12 protein-coding genes and 1 pseudogene are annotated in these 16,449 nt (G+C 63.6%); 4 read left to right on the top strand and 9 right to left on the bottom strand.

From position 1 onward, the window contains the following. Window positions 1-58: 58 nt before the first annotated feature. Window positions 59-1,711, bottom strand: a complete 1,653-nt coding sequence (locus tag C4K40_RS21205) for a cyclic peptide export ABC transporter (RefSeq protein ID WP_053137261.1) — start codon at window positions 1,709-1,711, stop codon at window positions 59-61. A gap of 205 nt (window positions 1,712-1,916) precedes the next feature. Between C4K40_RS21205 and C4K40_RS21200 the strand changes: the two genes are divergently transcribed. Further along, a complete protein-coding gene (locus tag C4K40_RS21200) occupies window positions 1,917-2,744 on the top strand; it encodes a N(5)-hydroxyornithine transformylase PvdF (RefSeq protein ID WP_022639834.1) in 828 nt (275 codons plus the stop codon). A gap of 191 nt (window positions 2,745-2,935) precedes the next feature. Here C4K40_RS21200 and C4K40_RS21195 read toward each other — a convergent pair whose 3' ends face one another. Genes C4K40_RS21195 through pvdM form a run of 3 tightly spaced genes read right to left on the bottom strand, consistent with a single transcriptional unit; the run spans window position 2,936 to window position 6,536 of the window. Next, a complete protein-coding gene (locus tag C4K40_RS21195) occupies window positions 2,936-3,826 on the bottom strand; it encodes a formylglycine-generating enzyme family protein (RefSeq protein WP_053137264.1) in 891 nt (296 codons plus the stop codon). Between the two features lie 37 nt (window positions 3,827-3,863). After that, window positions 3,864-5,156: an aminotransferase class V-fold PLP-dependent enzyme gene (locus C4K40_RS21190; protein WP_053137268.1), complete on the bottom strand. Its 1,293-nt coding sequence runs from the start codon at window positions 5,154-5,156 to the stop codon at window positions 3,864-3,866. A gap of 30 nt (window positions 5,157-5,186) precedes the next feature. Beyond that, a complete protein-coding gene (pvdM, locus tag C4K40_RS21185; RefSeq protein WP_022639831.1) occupies window positions 5,187-6,536 on the bottom strand; it encodes a pyoverdine-tailoring dipeptidase-like protein PvdM in 1,350 nt (449 codons plus the stop codon). 173 nt (window positions 6,537-6,709) lie between these two features. Between pvdM and C4K40_RS21180 the strand changes: the two genes are divergently transcribed. Beyond that, window positions 6,710-8,341 carry a twin-arginine translocation signal domain-containing protein gene (locus C4K40_RS21180; protein ID WP_053137271.1) on the top strand — a complete coding sequence of 544 codons (1,632 nt, stop codon included), beginning with the start codon at window positions 6,710-6,712 and terminating at the stop codon, window positions 8,339-8,341. Between the two features lie 36 nt (window positions 8,342-8,377). Here the strand turns inward: C4K40_RS21180 and C4K40_RS21175 are convergent, their stop codons facing one another. The 5 genes and pseudogenes from C4K40_RS21175 to C4K40_RS21155 all read right to left on the bottom strand — a co-directional run bounded on the left by C4K40_RS21175 (window position 8,378) and on the right by C4K40_RS21155 (window position 13,810). Continuing rightward, a complete protein-coding gene (locus tag C4K40_RS21175; RefSeq protein WP_022639828.1) occupies window positions 8,378-8,803 on the bottom strand; it encodes an SMI1/KNR4 family protein in 426 nt (141 codons plus the stop codon). A 27-nt stretch (window positions 8,804-8,830) separates the two neighbouring features. After that, window positions 8,831-9,130, bottom strand: coding sequence for a DUF3349 domain-containing protein (locus C4K40_RS31640; RefSeq protein ID WP_053137273.1), 300 nt, complete (start codon window positions 9,128-9,130; stop codon window positions 8,831-8,833). Window positions 9,131-9,251: 121 nt separating this feature from the next. Further along, a pseudogene (locus C4K40_RS21165) lies at window positions 9,252-10,660 on the bottom strand (efflux transporter outer membrane subunit). A gap of 3 nt (window positions 10,661-10,663) precedes the next feature. Further along, a complete protein-coding gene (locus C4K40_RS21160) occupies window positions 10,664-12,637 on the bottom strand; it encodes a MacB family efflux pump subunit (RefSeq protein ID WP_022639825.1) in 1,974 nt (657 codons plus the stop codon). Then, complete coding sequence (locus C4K40_RS21155; RefSeq protein WP_031320205.1) at window positions 12,638-13,810, bottom strand: efflux RND transporter periplasmic adaptor subunit; 1,173 nt, start codon at window positions 13,808-13,810, stop codon at window positions 12,638-12,640. 323 nt (window positions 13,811-14,133) lie between these two features. Between C4K40_RS21155 and C4K40_RS21150 the strand changes: the two genes are divergently transcribed. Together C4K40_RS21150 and C4K40_RS21145 are read left to right on the top strand one after the other, a co-directional pair. Further along, the gene (locus C4K40_RS21150; RefSeq protein WP_022639823.1) at window positions 14,134-14,616 is read left to right on the top strand and encodes a sigma-70 family RNA polymerase sigma factor; all 483 of its coding nucleotides are present in this window, start codon (window positions 14,134-14,136) and stop codon (window positions 14,614-14,616) included. Window positions 14,617-14,765: 149 nt separating this feature from the next. Further along, window positions 14,766-16,103: a lysine N(6)-hydroxylase/L-ornithine N(5)-oxygenase family protein gene (locus tag C4K40_RS21145; protein ID WP_031320204.1), complete on the top strand. Its 1,338-nt coding sequence runs from the start codon at window positions 14,766-14,768 to the stop codon at window positions 16,101-16,103. The last annotated feature ends 346 nt before the right edge of the window (window positions 16,104-16,449 follow it).

The raw sequence follows: 16,449 nt of genomic DNA, 5'->3' as shown, positions 1-16,449 counted from the left end.
GGTTAATTCTCATTACCACTGGTAAGACGTTCCTCCTTGAACAAACCGGAAAAAAAACTCAGGCCGGTTCCATTTCGTGTACGACCTTGCCGGCACGCAGGCGCACCAGTTGGTCGGCGATGTCGAAATAACGGTCGTCGTGGCTGATCACGATGATGGTCTTGCCCAGGCGCTTGAGGTCGGGCAGCAGCTCGGTATAGAAAATCCGCCGGAAGGCCGGGTCCTGGTCGGCGGCCCATTCGTCGAACACCAGTACCGGTCGTTCTTCCAGCCAGGCGTTGACCAGGGCCAGGCGCTTGCGCTGGCCGGTGGACAGGTCGGTGGTGGTGAACGCGCCATTCTTGACGCTGACTTTGTGGGCGATCTCCAGGCGATCCAGGTACTGGGTGGCGACGTCCATCGATTTGCCGGCATTGCCCTGGACCAGGTCGTCGAACAGGTAGTAGTCGGCGAACACCGTGGTGAACAGTTGTCGGTAATCGTCCCGGGCCTTGTCGGTCACGGTTTCGCCGTTGAGGCGGATCTCCCCGGACTGGGGCTGGTACAGGCCTAGCAGCAATTTGATCAGGGTGGTCTTGCCACAACCGTTCTCGCCGACGATGAACACGATGTCGCCCTGCTTGATGCTCAGGTTGATCGGCCCCAGGTGGAACGGTTCGCTGCCCTCTACCGGTGGAGGGCTGTAGCTCACCCCTCGTAGCTCCAGGCTATGCACCACTGGCTGGGGCGCTTCGCTGGCGTCCATCAGCAGGTGCGGCTCGGGGGAGGAGAAGCGCTCCGACAACTCGCTGATCCGAGAGAAAGCAATCTTCGCCTTGCCGACGATGGGCAGGTAGCCAACTACATGTTCGAGTGGTCCCTTCATATACAGCAGCACCAGCACGAAACCGGTCATCACCGTAGGGTCCGGGTTCGGGTAGTAGGCTTGCATGGCCAGGGCCAGCCCGATGACCACGAAGAACAGCATCGAGCCGAAGCTCTTGGCCAGGATGTAGATGTTCACCGAGCGCACCTGGATATCGCTGATGCGGTCCGCGGTCTCCTGGATCCGGTGGGTGTTCATGCGAAAACGCCGCGGTCGGTGGATGCGCAATTCCTTGGCGCCCGAAGCAATGGCGTTGTAGTAGCGCTGCAGTTCGTCCTCGTGGTCCCGAGCTTCATCGAAGCCCTTGATGCCTTTGCCACCCGCCACCAGTTGCACGCTGGTGCCGATGATGATGGCCACCACCATCATCAGGAACATCGGTACCGACAGGTACGCCAGGTAGCCCAGGCAGCCCAGGGTGACCGTGGCGGCAATGGCCAGGGGAGTGAAGGCGAAGGAAAAGTCACTGATGGTGTCGACGTCGTGGGTCAGCACTGGAATCAGGCGGTGGGAGCGGTAGCGCTCGATTTGGGTGATGGGCGCCGAGAGCACCTTCTCGCCCAGGTCCTTGCGCAGGGCGGCGATGATCCGCTGGCCCACGTAGTTGGTACCGATGTCCGAGACGATCGAGCTGACCAGGGCCAATGCACAGAGTGCAGCAAAGGTCAGGACCACGCCCTGGGTTAGGCCGCCGTCCGAGTGCAGGGCGTTGTTGATGGTGGCCAATAGCAGGGTGATGGCCAGGCCGCCGGCCATGCCCAGGGCAACGGAAACCAGCACTATGCTGCGAAAGGGCCTGAGCAATGCGAGCAGGCCTTTGAAGGCGCCGCGCTTGGGGTCGGTCATAAGTACTTCCCAGAGAGTGGATAGAGGGTCGGGGCACACGGACCCTTACCCCTGAACAAACGAAGCGTCGCGGCGACTATTTAGCTTTGCCGGCCACCACCGGGCGCAGGCGTCCCGGATAAATTGCCCGGAGCCTGGTTCGTTCTTGTTCTGTGGGCGCACGTGTATCGACGCAGTGCCTGATCCATTGAGCGAGAGCGAACGAATGACGAAGAAGAATCTGGTGTATGTCTGGTCCCTGCGAAACGCCGCGGCCGACAAGGCGGGGCAGCCGGTGGCCTACAAGGACCACGAGCGCTACATGAAGTCGGTGTTGGAGTCCCTGGTGGAGGCGTTGAACCAGACTCCCCTGGGCGAGGCCTACAACCTGGTGGGAGTGGTCTACGACGATGACGAGCAATCGCCACGGGACCAGAAGCTGGTGAGCGACTACGGCTTCGCCTACCAGCCGGGGCGCCAGTGGCTATATCCGGCGGACCTCGCCGTGCAGGGGCGCTTGGTCAACGACCTGCTGCTGAGCGTGCCATCCACCTATCGTCGCCATCCACGCGGCAGCGCCGAGCACATCGCTGGCAAGCAGGATTTCGAACGTCGCCTGTACGACACCCTGGTTGAGCTCAAGGCCGATATTGTGGTGCTGGACGGCTTGCTGGTGATCCTCGACGAGCTGGTGCGCCCGGGTGCGCCGTTCGCCCGGCGGATCATGAACATCCATCCGGGTATCACTCGCATCGAGTCGCCCTATGAGCGCCGCGGTGCCTACGCCACCTGGAATGCCTTGTATGGCGCCCGGGGCGAGAAGGTGGTGGATTGGGCGACCCGGGAGACCGTGCCAACCGAACCGCTGTATCTGACCGGGGCTTCCTTCCACTACGTGGACAACGGTATCGACTCCGGCGAGGTATTCCACGACGTGCTCAATACCGAGATTTCCCCCGAAGACACCATCCTCGAATTGCGTTGGAACAACTTCAACAACAGCCTGTTCCCGGCCTTGCACGAAGGCTTGGCGCTGTTGGCCAAACAGTCCTGAGTTGGCTTGCGGCGCGGCATGGCAGGCTTGTCCTGTAGCCGCTGTCGCAGGCTGCGACCAGCTGCACAGCAGTCGTAGGCAGAGGGTGTGGGGCCAGGCTATTGGTGCCGTCAGGGTTGACGGCCTTTGTGGTGGGCCTCGTAGCCTGCGGTAGCGGCTACACCGGTTGCGGTGTAGCCGACAGGAGAGGATTAGAGGACGCGTACCACGCGAAAACCGATCCAGTCGCCGCGGGTTTGCGGGTAGATATTGTTGCGGTTGCCCGAGCGGGAGAACACCGGGGCCTCGCCCCAATCGTTGCCGCGCAGTTGCAGCGATTCACAACCCGGCTCGACCCAGGCGCTGCCGTCGGTGGGGGCGCCTACGTAGTTGGGGTGTTCACAATCGGCGATCCATTCATAGACGTTGCCATGCATGTCGTACATGCCGAAGGCGTTGGCCGGGTAGCTGCCTGCCGGCGAGGTATAGCTGTAGCCGTCTGCCGGACCGTAGGTATTGGCATGCTTGGCGATGCTGTATTCCTTGCCTTCATCGAAGGGGAAAGGGAAGGGGCCGGTGGAGCCGGCGCGCGCCGCATATTCGCGCTGGGCTTCGCTGACCATCTGGTATTGGTGGCCGGTCTTCTTCGACAGCCAGGCCACGTAGGCCTGCACCTCGGCAAAGTTCATGCACACCGCCGGCTGGCGCGGCCCCTGGGGGTAGCGCGGCTTGCTGGCGATGCATTCACGCCCGGGGCGGGTGTCGCCATCGGGGATCTTGACCCCGGTCTGGCGGATGTAGCTGTCCCACTCCGCAGCGGTGATCTGGAAGCGGCTCATGGCAAAGGGCTTGGCGAAGGTCACTTCGTGCATTGGGCCTTCATCGGGCTCGCGGCCGACCTCGTCGTCCGGGGTGCCCATGATGAATTTGCCGGATGGCAGCACCACCATTTCCGGGCAGTCCTTGCAGTCCTTGAAGACTTTGCCCGGTTGCGGTTCGCCGGCTTGGGCGGTGCCCGGCAGGAGGCCGGCCAGCAGGGCGCCCAAGGCCAGGGTAGCGAGTGCCTTGAACGGCGGTCGGGAGGAGCTCTGGTCTGGATTCATGAGTGTTCTCGATCAGGGTTGGAGGAGGTGCAGCGGCTCAGAGCGGCTTGGCCAGCAGTTTCATGAAGCGCTCGATTTCACCTTCGTTGTTGAGCAGGCCGGGAGCAGTGCGCACCACTGGGCCGACATCGCGGTCCACGGCGTCGACCACGATCCGGTTCTGCATCAGGTAGGCCGCCACCTGATCGCAGTCCTGGCCCTTGACCCGGAAGAAGGTGAAGCCTGCCGACAGGCTCGGGTCCAGCGGGGTGACCAGCTCGATCCCGGAATGGGCCTGCAGGCGCTGCTTGAGCTCGCTGTTGAGCTGGTGGATGCGTGTCTCGACCTTGGCCTTGCCCAGTTGCAGGTGCAGTTTGAAGGCTTCGTCCGCGGCCCAGCGATGCTCGAAGGCGTGGTAGCCGCCCGGGGTCATCGAGGTAGCGAAGTTGCGGTCCTCGGAGAAGGTCGGGATGGTCGGGGTCAGGTCCTGGAGCTTTTCCGAGCGGGCGCAGATGATCCCGGTGCCGCGAGGGCCGAACATCCATTTGTGGGTGCCGGCGATGAAGTAGTCGCAATGCATCTGCGGGAAGTCCAGGTTGTCCACGCCGAAGCCGTGCACGCCGTCGACCACGTAGATGATCCGGTCCTTCTCGTCGCGGTCGCGGTTGAGCTCGTCCACCAGTTGACCGATGGCACCGATCGGCAGTTTCACGCCGCTGCCCGACTGCACCCAGGTCATGCCCAGCACTCGGGTATTGGGGCGGATGGCGCGTTTGATGGAGTCCAGCACTTCGGCGCTGGAAACCTGGCTGGAGTTTTCGAACAGCTTGATCTTGCGGACCTGGGTGCCTTGCTTGCGCATCCGGAAGTCCAGGCTGAACTCGGTGGCGTAGTGCTCATGCACCGTGGTCAGGATTTCCTGGTCCGGGCGTACGTGCAGGCCACCGTAGATCATCGCCAGGCCTTCGCTGGTGCTACCGGTGAGGGCGATCTGTTCGGGCTTGGCTTGCAGGTAGCGGCCGGCCCACAGGCGTACCTGGGCTTCGCGTTTCCAGGTTTCCTGCAGATCCCAGTCCATGGCCAGGCCCGGATTGCGGTCGATTTGCGCGCGGTAGCGCTCGATGGCCTCTTGCACCGGCCTGGGATGGGTGGTTACCAGGAAGTTGGCGAAGTGGATGTAGTCCGGGTCCTGGGTGAACAGTTGGCGCAGCTCGGGCCAGGAGGCGATGGGCTGCGAGGAAGCGGTTCTGGTTGCGGTCGACAGGGCAGGTTGGGTGGCGGCGCCTGCCGCCATGGGCAGGCCCATGGCGAGGATCCCGGCCTGCTTGAGAAAACTACGACGGTCGGTCATTAACACGTTTCACTTCTAGACAGTAAGGGCTCAGCGGGTGGCGACGGGTTTGGCAGACTTTTGCACCTGGTCCCAGACCCGCAGGAAATTGCCGCCCCAGAGCTTGGCGATATCGGCCTCGCTGTAGCCGCGTTGCAGTAGCTCGGCGGTGATGTTGCGGCCCTCGCTGACGTCCTTCCAGCCGTCCAGGCCGCCGCCGTCGTTGAAGTCCGAGCTGATGCCGACGTGGTCGATACCGACCTTCTTCACGGTGTAGTCGATGGCATCGCCAAAGTCCTTGAGAGTGGCCTTGGGTTCTTCCTCTAGGATGCCGTACAGGGCGCTGGCGTATTCGCCAAAGCGCTGTGGCGGCCAGACGGTGATGATCGGGTCGCCGGGCATCAGGGCCATCTCCAGGCCAGTCAGTGGCTGCAGGTCGAAGCGCGCGCGCAGGGCATTGAGTTTGTCCCGGGTGGGCTGGCTCAGGGGGCGGATGTAGGCGCCGAAGCCAACGACCTGCACCACGCCGCCGCTGTCCTTGATCAGTTGCATTTCCTTGTCGCTGAGGTTGCGCGGGATGTCCACCAGGGCCCGGGGAGCGGAGTGGGAGGCGACGAAGGGCGCGCGGCTCAGCTGGCTGACCTGCTCCAGGGCCTTGGTCGACATCTGCGAGACGTCGATGATCACCCCCAGGTCGTTGAGGCGGTGCACCGCCTGCTTGCCCAGTTCGGACAGGCCGTCGAGGGCGTCCGGGGTGTCGTTGAAGAACGGTAGCGGTCGGGAGGAGTCCGACCAGGCATTGTTGCCCACGTAGCTGAAGCCGAACATGCGCATGCCGCGAGCGGTCCAGTGGTCCAGCTGGTCGAGGTCGGTACCCAGAGGGTAGGCATTGAGCATGCTGAGGAATACCGCGAACTTGCCTTCGCCGTGCAACCGACGGAAATCATCCGGGGTATAGGCGATGGCGACCTGGTTGGGGAAGTCGCGGACCATGCCGGTAAGGATCTTGTAGCGGGCCTCCTGCTCATTGCGCGCGGCGTCGACGAAGCCGTCGGTGGGGCGATGCGGTGCGTTCGGGCCGTTCCAGATTTCCGGCCAGCCGAAGATCGTCAGGGCGGCGCCCGAGAGTCGCCCGCGTCCGGCCTTGGCCAGGTCGAACTGGCCGGAGCCGTCCTTGTCCGCCTCGTTGCCGGTACTGCCGAAGTCCAGTGGTACGGTCACATGGCTGTCGAAGGAAATAATCCGCTCTTGCAGCTCCTCTGCCTGTTTCATCACCTTGACCGGGTAGCCGGGGTTGTCCCTGAACCAATAGTCCCAGGCCAGGAAGCCGGCGCCGGCACCAATCGCCAGGGCCAGTGGCAGGCCAATGTAGAGAGCCTTCTTCGAACGTGGTTTAGTCATTGCCATCTCAGTCGGATTCGCCATCAGGGTGCAGGCACAGGAGCCTTTGCTATCTGGGGAGAACGAGCGGCGGCGGGGGAAATTTAACGTGGTGGCGCGAGCGGTAAATTTCCCCCGGCAGCAAACGTCCTTGCTTGGATAAAGCCTGCTTCATGGCTGACACAGGTAGGGCAATGACGATTTCTCGACGAGGGTTCATGGCTGGCTTGGCGCTGACTGGCGCTGCGGTGCCGGCGGCGCTTTACGTGCATCGTGAGTTGACGCGTGAAGAAGAATTTCCGATCACCCCCGGCGAAGCGTCGGTGGAGCTGGCGGATACCTCCGGGCAGCGCCTGGCGGACCAACTGCGAGGTATCTGGAGCATTCGCTTCGAGGGTGCTGACGCAGGCCTTGAAGGCCTGCCATCCCGGAATCTGGAGCTGTTCATCGACGTCGCCCAGCGCGGGCGTGGCTTGCGCGGCTACCTGGATACCGCCGAGGGGCTGCGAGGGCCGGGCGAGCCGCGCTACCAAGTGGTGGGTGACCTGGTCAGTCCGCAACCTGGGCAGATGTACTGGCGACTGATTCGCTCCGATGCTCTGGATGGCGCTGCCAGCTACGAGTTCAGCATGGCCCTGGATGAGGTCTGGGCTGATTTTGGCAACGCCGGCAGCGGCACCCTCAGTGGCCGGGTCGAGCGATTGGACCGGCCGCTGATGCTGGCTGCCCAGGACAATCGCTTCGTGGCCACCAAGCACATGTTCCCCGAAGCCCGGCAACGTATCGCACTCAACTCGACCCTGATGACCTGGCTGATATCCCCCGAGCATCGGCTGTTCCACCAGCTGTGGCATGCCACCCGGGACAAGTGGCACCGATTGACCGAGGAAAAACGCGAGGCCCTGCGTGGTATCGGCTGGCAGCCAGGCCCCAGGGACAAGGAGCGTGATGCCCGTGGCCCGAAGAAGGATCGCAATGGTTCGGGGATCGATTTCTTCTTCATGCACCGGCACATGCTCGGTACTGCGCGCTCCATGCAGGACTTGCCGTCCTGGCAGCACTTTCCCCTGCCGCAGCCTGAGCTGCTGCGCGATCGCCAGGGCTTCGCTCGTTACTTCGACAATCACGATGGCGGTTCACTGCCGCCCTGCTGGTTGGCCCAGGACGATGACGAATACAGCCAGTGGGTCAGCGATATCAAGGCCACCGAGACCTACCAGGGCAACTTCCTGGTCTGGGAGTCGCAATATCGCGACCCGCGCTACCTGGCGAAGCTGACCCTCGGCCAGTTCGGCTCGGAGATCGAGCTGGGCCTGCACGATTGGTTGCACATGCGCTGGGCGTCGGTGCCGCGTGATCCTTCCAGTGGCGTACCGGTGCCCATGGCCCGCGATCCGGCGGACTTCTCCGCACGCTGGTACCAGTCGGAAAACGACTTCCTGGGAGACCCTTTCTCATCCCATGTCAGTCCGGTGTTCTGGCGTTTCCATGGCTGGATCGACGATCGCCTGGAAGACTGGTTCCGTGCCCACGAGCGCTTCCATCCTGGAGAGCTCGAACGCCTGGAGGTCAACGGCGTGCCCTGGTTCGCTCCCGGGCGCTGGGTCGAGGTGGATGACCCGTGGCTGGGGCCGGTGACCCATGGTTGCAGTACCACGCCGGGATTGCAGGTGGGCAAGAGCGTGGAAATGGACCCGGAAACCATGAAACTGGCCCTGCGCATCACCTTCATCGACGATGAAAAACAGCTGGCCGACCTGTTCCGCAAGGTGCCGCGCCGCCCCTGGTATGCGCGGCACTTGAAGGTCAAGGAGCGGCTGTTCTAGCGACAGGAGCCGCCTTGGTTCCGGGCGGCGCAACGTTCAGTTGGCAAGGGCCGTAGCGGCCAGGAAGCTGAACAGTCCTGGGTACCGGGTCTGTTGCCATTGTTCGAGGCCGTGGTCGAAAAACAGCACCTGTTCCAGGCATTGGCCGTTATCTATCCCGAAGCCGTAGAAGTCGCCGCAGCCATTGTCTGAAAACAGCAAATGGCTGCTGCCGGCGCTGTTGTTTCTACCCAGGTTGAAATCGCTGGCTGGGTCCAGCGAATACACGATTCCCAAGGCAAAGTAACCGCCGCCATAGGTCTTGAGGAAATGCCGGTATTGGCCAGGGAGCCGCAGCGCCATGGCCTTTTCAAATTCGATGATTGCAGCTTCGCTGGCGAGGCTGTCCGAGGGCAGTTCGAACCAGATGGGGTTGGCCTTGCGCTGGTGGTCCAGCAGTTGCTTGAAGTGATCGAAATCCATTGGTCGGTCCGTCGATGCATCGGGTATTCAGTCGTCAGCCAGGAGCTTGGCGACGCCGTGGCGGTGCAGGTGGGTGTTCAGCGATGCGATCGCCTGCTGGCTGGGTTTCGCGAGGGTCACGGCCTGGTGGATGTCGTTCAGCACGAGTGCGGGGTCGCGCTGGGTCAGCTGCGCAACGACGAGCGCCAGATTGCGATCTGAAAAGTGCTCATACAGGACGGCCAGCAGGGCGTGGTAGTCCGCTGTAGCGACACCGTCGGGGAAGGCCTCCTTCAACGCTGAAACGGCTTCTGCCAATGGCTCGTCCAGCTCGGTTCTGAGGGGCATCGGGTGCTCTTCCTGGGATGGGTGGCGAACCGTCGATTCTAGGCGAACAACCGACCGGTTGTCCTGGTGGCTGGCGATGCACAAGGCTTCGCCAGCCGCCCAGCGACTTGCTCCGCAGGGCCTAGCGCGTGGCTGGTGTGGAAGCCTGCCAACCGCCTCCCAGTGCCTTGTACAGCGCGACGCTCGATTGCAGTCGCGACAGGCGCAACTGCACATTCTGGTCCTGTGCGGCGTAGAGGGTGCGCTGGGTGTCCAGGACCGATAGCAGGTCTGCGGCCCCGGCCTGGTAGCGACTCTGGGCGATATCGAACGCCCGTTGCGCCTGTTCCAGCTCCTCGCTCTGCCATTGCCGTTGCTGGTCCAGGCCGCGAATGCTGTTGAGGGCTTTTTCCACATCGGCGAAGCCGTTGATGATCGCCCCGCGATAGGTCTCCAGCAGCTCCTCCTGGCGTGCCGTGGCCCGGTCGCGCTCCGCGCTCAGGCGCCCGGCATTGAAGATCGGTGCCACCAGGCCGGAAGCCAGGTTGTAGAAGGGGTTGCGCAGGACGTCGTCGAATTTGTTGGCGCTCGAGCCCAGCCTTGCCGTCAGTGTCACGGTGGGCAGCATGGCGGCCCGGGCCACACTGACGTCGGCCTGGGCTGCCGCGAGCCGGGCTTCGGCGCTGGCGATATCCGGGCGGCGGGTCAGCAGTTCGCTGGGGACTCCGGCATCGATGTCCGGCCAGGTCAGGTCGGTGAAAGGTTGTGCGTTCAGGGTCAGGCTCTGCACTGGCCGGCCGAGCAAGGTGGCGAGGGTGATCAGGGCTTCTTCGGCCTGCTGCTGCACCAGCGGTACCTGGCGTTGCTGGCTCGCCACCAGGCTCTTTTGCTGGGCCAGTTCCAGGGCCGTGGCCGAGCCTGAGTCGTAGCGGGTCTGGACCAGGCGCAGGACGCGCTGGGCGTTGGCCAGGTTGAGCTCGGCGATCCGCGTCTGTTCCCGTAGCGCAAGTAGTTGGGCGTAGTTGTTGGCCACGCCGCTGAGCAGGGTCAGCTCCACGGTGGCGCGGTCGAATTCGCTGGCCTGGGCGCCGAGCAGAGCGCTATCGCGGGCTGCGCGCCTGCCCCCCAGAAGTCGACTTCGTAGGTGGCGCTGAGTCCGGCATCGAACGTATTCGTGGTCTTGTCGCTGCTGGTGCTGTCTTGCTGGTTGCTGCCTTTGCCGCCCATGCGCTTTTGCCGGCTGGCATTGAAACTGCCTTCGACCGAGGGCAGGAGCGGGGCGCCGGCCACGATGGCGCTGGCCTGGGCCTGGCGGACCCGGGCCATGGCCGCTGCCAGGTCATGGCTGCCGGTTCGCGCTTCGGCGATCAGGCGGTCCAGTTCCGGGCTGCCGAAGCGGGCCCACCAGCGCGGGTCCTGTTGCTGGCCTTCGCGGTTGTTGGGGGCGTGCCAGGCCGTTGGCGCTTGCAGGCCGCTGTCAGGGTGTGGAGTGGAGCTGCTGCAGGCCGCCAGCAAGATGCTGGTGGCAATCAGGGTCAGGGTGGTCTTCATCGATCATTCACTGGTAAGGGCCGTGACCGGGTCGAGCCGGGCAGCTTTGCGGGCCGGCATGAAGCCGAAGACGACACCGGTGACTAGGGCGCAGGCGAAGGCGCCGAGTACCGCGGCCAGGGAAAATGCTACCGCCACTTCGCTGAGGATCAGCACGCCGCCGATGATCAGGGCCACGCCGATGCCGGTCAGTCCGCCGACCACCGAGAGCATCACCGCCTCGGTGAGGAACTGGCGCAGGATATCCCGCTGGCGGGCGCCGGTGGCCATGCGGATGCCGATCTCGCGGGTACGCTCGCGCACGGTCATGAGCATGATGTTCATCACGCCGATGCCGCCGACCAGCAGGGAGATGGCGGCGATGGCGCCGAGCATCAGCGACAGGGTGTTCTGGGTCCGGGCCTCGGCCTGGATCATCGCGGCGTTGTTGGTCAGTTCGTAGTCGCGCTTGCCGTTGTGCAGGCGCAGCATCAATTGGTCGATGGCTTGCTCGGTTTCCTTGACCTTGCTGGCATCGGCGGCGGCAATGGCGACATATTCCGGGTTGCGGCTGCCGAACAGCCGGGTGCTGGCGGCGGAGTAGGGCACGGCGATGCGATCGTCGCTGTCGCTATCTCCCGAGCTGGCGCCCTTGCCCACCAGGACGCCCACTACCTGGAAGGGGACGTTCTCGATCAGGATGTATTGGCCGATGGGGTTGGCCACATCCTTGAGCAGTTTTTCCCGCACCTTGTGGCCGATCACGGCCACGGCGGAGGCTGCGTGCTCGTCGGCGTCGCTGAAGTAACTGCCTTCGGCTACCGGCCAGTTGAAGATGTGCGGGAAGTTGGTGTCGTTGCCGCCTACATAGGCCATGTAGTCACGGTTGCCGAAGCGCACGCCCGCCTCTGAGCCATTGACCGGCATGATGCGCTTGACCTGGGGCAGGGCGCCTACGGCGGCGACATCGTCCAGGCTAATGATCCCGGCGGGTGTCCGCGGGTTTGGCGAGTAGCCGCTGAGGTAGATGATGTTGGAGCCGAATGCACCCATCTGTGCCATCACCTGGCGCTTGCTGCCTTCGCCCACGGCCAGCATCACCACTACCGAGGCCACGCCGATGATGATTCCCAGCAGGGTGAGGGCGGTGCGGAACCGATTGATCCACATCACTCGCCAGGCGGCTTGCACTGCTTCCACCAGCTCGCCTTTCCAGGCCCCGGTAGGTTCGCTGCCATCGGCCAGGCGCTGGCGCAGGTCCACGGCTTGCAGGGCGCCGATATTGGCAGTCGCCTGTACGCTAGGGTCGGTATCGGCGGTGTCGCTGATGATCTCGCCGTCGCGGATCTCGATGATGCGCTTGGCCCGGGCGGCCACTTCGCGGTCATGGGTAATGAGGATCACCACGTGACCCTGGCTGGCCAGTTCGTCCAGCAGGGCCATGACCTCGGCGCCGCTGTGGCTGTCCAGGGCGCCGGTGGGTTCGTCGGCGAGGATGATGTGGCCGCCGTTCATCAGCGCGCGGGCGATGGATACCCGTTGTTGCTGGCCACCGGAGAGTTGGTGCGGGCGGTTGCCGGTACGGCTGCCCAGGCCCAGGCGTTCCAGCAGGGCTGCAGCACGCGCATGGCGCTCGGCGGCCGGGGTGCCGGCATAAATGGCCGGCATCTCGACGTTTTCCTGGGCCGAGCCCGAGGGGATCAGGTGGTAACCCTGGAACACGAAACCGAAGGCCTCCCGGCGCAGCCAGGCCAGCTCATCGCTGTCGAGGTGGGCGACGTTCTCGCCGGCGAACAGGTACTCGCCGGAGGTTGGCCGATCCAGGCAGCCGAGGATGTTCATCAGGGTCGACTTGCCGGAGCCCGAGGCGCCGACGATAGCCACGAATTCCCCGGCATGGATCGACAGGTCGATGCCGCGCAGGACATCGACCTGTGGGCTGTCGCCGCCACCGTAGGATTTGCGGATGTTGCGCAGGTCGATCAGGGGCGTCTGCATTCAACCTCCGCTGCTGTTGGCTGGGCCGATCAGCAGGTGATCACCTTCGTTCAGGCCATCGAGGATCTGCACCCGCAGGCGATCGCTGATGCCGACCCGGACCTGGCGTTCGCTGATGGCGCCGTTGTCGGCCACCACCCGGGCGATCTGCTGGCCTGGCGCCGCGCCGTCCTGCAGGGCGGCGATGGGCGCAGTGAGTACGTCCTTGACCGAGCTGGCGACGAAGAATACCTGGGTAGTCATTTCCGCCATCAGTGCGTTGTCGGCGTTGTCCACGTCCAGCAGCACGGTATAGAGCACCACCCGGCCGCTACCGCTCTTGCTGGTGCTGCTGGGGCTGCCGCCACCCTGGCTGGTCTCGTTAAGCGGCTTGGGCGGGATCGGCAGGATCTGCCGTACGGTACTGGTCCAGCGCCGGCCGCCGCCGCTCAGGGTGGTGAAGTAGGCGCTCATGCCGGGCTTCACATGGCCGATGTCGGCTTCCGAGACCTCGGCCCAGACCGTCATCGGCGACAGCTTGGCGATCCGCAGGATCAGCGGGGTCTGCTGCTGGGCGTTGAGGGTCTGGCCTTCGCGGGCATCCACCGCGACCACGGTGCCGGACATCGGCGCATAGATGCGGGTATAGCCCAGTTCGGCCTGGTCGCTGCGCAGGCTAGCCTGGGCCTGGCGGATCTGTGCCTTGTACATGTCGATCCGCGCCTGGGTGGCCTTGAGCTCGGCCTGGGCGGTTTGTACGTCCTCATCGCGGGTCGCACCGCCGGCGGCGAGGTTCTGCTGGCGTTGGTACTTCTGCCGGGCCAGTTGGTTCTGGGCGTATTGCTCTTGCAACTGGGCCTGCAGGTTCTCGATGGCGAAGCGGCTGGCATCCAGCTTGGCCTGCTGGGTGGAAGGGTCGATTTCCACCAGCAGTTGGCCTTCCTTGACCGCATCGCCGGCTTCCACATGGATCTTGCGTATTTGCCCGGAGGCCTGGGCGCCGACATCCACATAGCGGCGCGGTTGCAAGGTGCCCAGGGCCGTGACGCTGCTTTCGATATCGCCCCGGCGCACTTGCACGGTGCTGAACTGGTCGCGCCCTGACGGAATGAACTTCCAGGCGGCGATGGCGACGATGGGGATCACACAGAGTGCGGCAAGCAGGGCGCGTCGGGAGTTTCGAGGACGTTTCATGCAGGGTTCCGGCCAAGAGGTATCGGCCCGTCGGTCCAGCGCCGGTACAGGGGACAGGCTGGCTGCTGGTTGCCGAATGAGCGGCAGGGACGGGGAGCTGTCAGGTAAACGAGAGGCCGCAGGGGGAATTTAACTGCCGACATATGGCGTTACAGCTGCCCGGATAGCGAAATAAACCCACTGCGACCCTGCGGTACTTTAAATCTATATGAGAATTACTATAAATTACGCAGGGTCGAAACTGCCATCATTGAATCACCGGGCCAACCGGCTAACGTCGGTCTCGCTCAAGGAAATAACCGTCACGGGGGCGGTTGGGAGCCATGTTGGAAAGTTACTATCGCGAGCTGATGTGCTTCCTCCATGCCAAGCTGGGTAACCGCCAGGTGGCCGAGGATGTAGTGCACGACGCTTACGTCCGGGTGCTGGAGCGTTCCAGCGACACGCCCATCGAGCAGCCGCGGGCCTTCCTCTATCGCACGGCGCTGAACCTGGTGATCGATGGCCATCGGCGCAATGCCCTGCGCCAGTCCGAACCCCTGGAGGTGCTGGACAACGAGGAGCGCTACTTCAACCCATCGCCGCAAACCAGCCTGGACCAGGGCCAGCGCCTGGATATGCTGCAACGGGCGCTGACCGAGCTGCCCCGCCTGTGCCGCGAGAGCTTCCTGCTGCGCAAGCTCGAGGGCATGTCCCACCAACAGATCGCCGAACAGCTGGGAATTTCCCGCAGCCTGGTGGAAAAACACATCGTCAATGCGATGAAGCACTGCCGGGTTCGCCTGCGCCAGTGGGAGGCCCAATAGGCCAAGCGCAGTGCGTCTTATTTAGTTAAATTTTTTTTCACTGTCCTCGTCCCTACTCAACAGACGATCTGCTGACCTTTGCGGGCCAGTCGGGTCACCGTGACACTTTATCCCCCGCGTTGAGGCGGTTTATCCAGAGGACACTGGAAATGACACAGGCAATTGCATCGGCCCACGTTCACGATTTGATCGGTATCGGTTTCGGCCCCTCGAACCTGGCGCTGGCCATTGCGCTGGAAGAGCGCGGCCAGGAGCACGGTCCGCTGGACGCGCTGTACCTCGACAAACAAGCGGACTATCGCTGGCACGGCAACACCCTGGTGACCCAGAGCGAACTGCAGATTTCCTTCCTCAAGGACCTGGTGACGCTGCGCAACCCAACCAGTCCCTACTCCTTCGTCAACTACCTCAAGCACCACGGGCGCCTGGTGGACTTCATCAACCTCGGCACCTTCTATCCATGCCGCATGGAGTTCAACGACTACCTGCGCTGGGTGGCCGGGCATTTCCAGGAGCACAGCCGCTACGGTGAAGAAGTGCTGGGCATCGAGCCTGTGCTGCACAACCAGCAGGTCGAGGCGCTGCGGGTGATCTCCCGTGACGCCCAGGGCGCCGAGCAGGTACGCACCACCCGTTCGGTGGTAGTCAGCACCGGTGGCACGCCACGGGTTCCGGAGCTGTTCAAGGGGCTCAAGGGCGATGCGCGGGTCTTCCATCATTCCCAATACCTGGAGCGCATGGCCCAACAGCCTTGCGTCAACGGCAAGCCGATGAACATCGCCATCATCGGTGGCGGGCAGAGCGCCGCGGAAGCCTTCATCGACCTCAACGACAGCTTCCCCTCGGTGCAGGCCGACATCATCATGCGCGGCTCGGCCCTCAAGCCGGCCGACGACAGCCCGTTCGTCAACGAAGTGTTCTCCCCGGCCTTCACCGACCTGGTGTTCCAGCAGAACGACAACGAGCGCGAGCGCCTGGTCAGCGAGTACCAGAACACCAACTACTCGGTGGTGGACATCGACCTGATCGAGCGCATCTACGGGATCTTCTATCGCCAGAAGGTCTCCGGCGTCCCGCGCCATGCGTTCCGTACCCTGACCACCGTCGAGAAGGCCACCGCCACCGACCTGGGCATCGAGCTGATCCTGCGCCATGGCGCCAGTGGCGAGCGTGAAGTGCGCCACTACGACGCCGTGGTCCTGGCCACCGGCTACGAGCGCAACCTGTACCGCGACCTGCTGGCGCCGCTGCAAGCCTACCTGGGTGACTTCGAAGTGGATCGCAACTACCGCCTGATCACCGACGAGCGCTGCAAGGCCGGTGTCTACCTGCAGGGCTTCAGCCAGGCCAGCCACGGCTTGAGCGATACCCTCTTGTCGGTACTGCCGATCCGCGCCCAGGAGATCGCCGATTCGCTGTACGAGCATGGCAAGACCCGTGGTCACAGCCGCTCGGTTCGCGACATGCTGCTGGCCACCGCCAGTTGATGTACCGGCCGCTGCCGCAGCCCTGCGGTAGCGGCCGCCGAGGTCATGAAAGCTTCATGTTTCACTCCTTCCTGAACCTGCGCTGAAGAACTTTTCAATTCCCCCCGGCAAGGTTTTTTCCCAGGTTTACTCTATAAAACGTGCGGCGTAAGCTGCGCGCGTTTTCAATCAATGGAGGCCCAGTGTGGGTACTTGTTCGAGTGACAGGAGTCAGCCGGTCTCGATAACCGGCGCGGTCCCGGCAAGATAACGCGCAGCCTTGATTCCTGCCGTTGTCTCGCCACCCAGCGAGAGGCGGCGTCCCGGTCGCGACCCATCCTGGTCGCCCAGATTTCCCTTCTTGATG

It is taken from the genome of Pseudomonas sp. CMR5c (assembly GCF_003850545.1).
GTDB lineage: Bacteria > Pseudomonadota > Gammaproteobacteria > Pseudomonadales > Pseudomonadaceae > Aquipseudomonas > Aquipseudomonas piscis.
The sequence above is the reverse complement of the archived record's forward strand: the minus strand, read 5'-3'. Positions and strand labels throughout refer to the sequence as shown.

What these genes read in the sequence shown, in the direction of transcription:
- C4K40_RS21175 (WP_022639828.1), bottom strand. Translation starts at nt 8,803, where the DNA reads ATGGATTTCGATCACTTCAAGCAACTGCTGGACCACCAGCGCAAGGCC.
- C4K40_RS21155 (WP_031320205.1), bottom strand. Translation starts at nt 13,810, where the DNA reads ATGAAACGTCCTCGAAACTCCCGACGCGCCCTGCTTGCCGCACTCTGT.
- C4K40_RS31640 (WP_053137273.1), bottom strand. Translation starts at nt 9,130, where the DNA reads ATGCCCCTCAGAACCGAGCTGGACGAGCCATTGGCAGAAGCCGTTTCA.
- C4K40_RS21180 (WP_053137271.1), top strand. Translation starts at nt 6,710, where the DNA reads ATGACGATTTCTCGACGAGGGTTCATGGCTGGCTTGGCGCTGACTGGC.
- C4K40_RS21205 (WP_053137261.1), bottom strand. Translation starts at nt 1,711, where the DNA reads ATGACCGACCCCAAGCGCGGCGCCTTCAAAGGCCTGCTCGCATTGCTC.
- C4K40_RS21195 (WP_053137264.1), bottom strand. Translation starts at nt 3,826, where the DNA reads ATGAATCCAGACCAGAGCTCCTCCCGACCGCCGTTCAAGGCACTCGCT.
- C4K40_RS21150 (WP_022639823.1), top strand. Translation starts at nt 14,134, where the DNA reads ATGTTGGAAAGTTACTATCGCGAGCTGATGTGCTTCCTCCATGCCAAG.
- C4K40_RS21200 (WP_022639834.1), top strand. Translation starts at nt 1,917, where the DNA reads ATGACGAAGAAGAATCTGGTGTATGTCTGGTCCCTGCGAAACGCCGCG.
- C4K40_RS21160 (WP_022639825.1), bottom strand. Translation starts at nt 12,637, where the DNA reads ATGCAGACGCCCCTGATCGACCTGCGCAACATCCGCAAATCCTACGGT.
- C4K40_RS21190 (WP_053137268.1), bottom strand. Translation starts at nt 5,156, where the DNA reads ATGACCGACCGTCGTAGTTTTCTCAAGCAGGCCGGGATCCTCGCCATG.
- C4K40_RS21145 (WP_031320204.1), top strand. Translation starts at nt 14,766, where the DNA reads ATGACACAGGCAATTGCATCGGCCCACGTTCACGATTTGATCGGTATC.
- pvdM (WP_022639831.1), bottom strand. Translation starts at nt 6,536, where the DNA reads ATGACTAAACCACGTTCGAAGAAGGCTCTCTACATTGGCCTGCCACTG.